Source organism: Mesorhizobium sp. M7A.F.Ca.CA.003.01.2.1 (assembly GCF_003998945.1).
GTDB lineage: Bacteria > Pseudomonadota > Alphaproteobacteria > Rhizobiales > Rhizobiaceae > Mesorhizobium > Mesorhizobium ciceri.
Map to the genome: position 1 here is coordinate 1 of NZ_RZRA01001291.1, position 1,154 is coordinate 1,154.

The 1,154-nt window shown below is 63.9% G+C and carries 2 protein-coding genes; one reads left to right on the forward strand and one right to left on the reverse strand.

Going from position 1 to position 1,154, the window contains the following annotated elements:
- Positions 1 to 255 (forward strand): GNAT family protein (locus EN969_RS32065; protein ID WP_164758713.1); only part of this gene is annotated, 255 nt, incomplete at its 5' end.
- Positions 256 to 298: 43 nt separating this feature from the next.
- Here the strand turns inward: EN969_RS32065 and EN969_RS32070 are convergent.
- The coding region (locus EN969_RS32070) for a PDZ domain-containing protein (protein ID WP_127419788.1) at positions 299 to 1,154 on the reverse strand (856 nt) is incomplete at its 5' end.

Consider the following 1,154-nt stretch of genomic DNA (forward strand, 5'->3'; position numbering starts at 1 on the left):
GGCTATGTCACCGAGGCAGCCGATGCGTGGCTGGCCTACGGCTTCGAGACGCTTGGCCTCGATGAAATCGTGTCATTCGCCGTCGCGGCCAACCGCCGCTCCACCGCCGTCATGCAACGCCTCGGCATGAGCGCGGATCCATCCGCCGATTTCGACCACCCCAGCATTCCCGACAGCCATCCGCATCTCAAACGGCATGTCCTCTACAGACTGTCGCGCCAGGACTGGCAGGCAAGAAAAAGGGCAGCTCGCTAGCCGCCCTTTTTTCAGTGTTGTCGTGTTGTCGATCTTCCGGACCTCAGTCCATCCTGATCGTCACGAACCTGAGCTCGCCGGTCTTCGAGGCCAGCATCAAGAGCGCATTCTTGCGCCCCTGTTCCTTCAAGGCGCCGATCCGGTCCATGACGTCCTTGGGGGTAGCAACCGATTCCTGTGCGATCTCGGTGATCACCTCGCCGGGCTGGATGCCGCGTTCGGCGGCGGCCGAGTCCTTGGTGACGTCGGTGATGACGACGCCCGAAACATCGGCCGCAATGCTGAACTTCTTGCGTGTCTCGTCGTTCAGTTCGCCGACCGTCATGCCGAGCACCGAAGCAGTGGAAACGGCCGGAGCCTTGTCGCCCTTGTCCTGATCGGTGTTGCCCTCCTCGGCGTTGGCGGCCTTCTCGCCATCCTCGAGCCGGCCGAGGGTCACTTTCACCGTCTGTTCAACGCCCTTGCGCACGATCAGCACGTCGACCGCCTTGCCGACAGGGCTTTCGGCGACGACACGTGGCAGGTCGCGCATCTCATGGATATCCTTGCCGTCGAACTTGATGATGACGTCGCCGGCCTGGATCGTGCCATTGTCGACCGGGCCGCCCTTGATCACGCCGGCAACCAGCGCACCCTTTGCGGTCGCCATGCCGAGGCTTTCGGCGATGTCGTCGGTCATCGGCTGGATGCGCACGCCGAGCCAGCCGCGCCGCGTCTCGCCGAACTGGCGCAACTGGTCGACGACACCGGACGCGAGCTGCGACGGGATGGAGAAGCCGATGCCGATCGAGCCGCCGGATGGCGAGATGATCGCCGTGTTGATGCCGATGACTTCGCCCGCGCTGTTGAACAGCGGTCCGCCGGAATTGCCGCGGTTGATCGCGGCATCGGTCTGGATG